Raw genomic sequence first — 536 nt, 5'->3', positions numbered from 1 at the left:
GCCTGAATGAGTTTGAATATAGGTAAAGTCAGCAACCCACAAGTGATTAGGCTGATCAGCTCTAAAATTACGTTTCACTAAATCATCTGCTCTTTTTTGATCATCTCGGCTACGGGTGGTTTGTTTATTCTTACCACGCCAAACACCTTGTATACCTAGCTTCTGCATCAATCGAGCAACTGTACAACGTGCAATAACATAACCTTCACGTTTCAATTGTTGCCAGACCTTACGCACACCATATCGACCTGAACTTTCCTTCCAAATTCGTTGAATTTGTTCAGCATGATGCTCATCATGTAGATCTCGTTTCGCTCGATGTTCTGGATTGTCAGCGAGATCTAAAGTTCGGTAATAGGTTGAAGCTGCGATCGGTAAAATCCTACAAATCGCATCAACACCATATAAGTCTTTATTGTTATGGATGAAATCCACCATTATTTGTGTGGGCGGTCGAGCTCCGCCTGGGCGAAAAAAGCGGCTGCTTTACGTAGAATTTCATTGGCACGCTTTACTTCTTTAATTTCACGTTCCAT

General features: G+C 41.8%; 1 pseudogene and 1 other annotated feature. The pseudogene reads right to left on the bottom strand.

Annotation, left to right across the window (positions count from 1 at the left end):
* Nucleotides 1-536: pseudogene (locus tag G5T77_RS08375) on the bottom strand (IS3 family transposase); the annotation flags it as partial.
* Nucleotides 364-480: a sequence feature (AL1L pseudoknot), on the bottom strand. It overlaps the preceding pseudogene by 117 nt.

The sequence above is a fragment of the Acinetobacter sp. GFQ9D191M genome, from assembly GCF_011174875.1.
GTDB lineage: Bacteria > Pseudomonadota > Gammaproteobacteria > Pseudomonadales > Moraxellaceae > Acinetobacter.
This window is presented reverse-complemented; position numbering and strand designations above follow the sequence as displayed.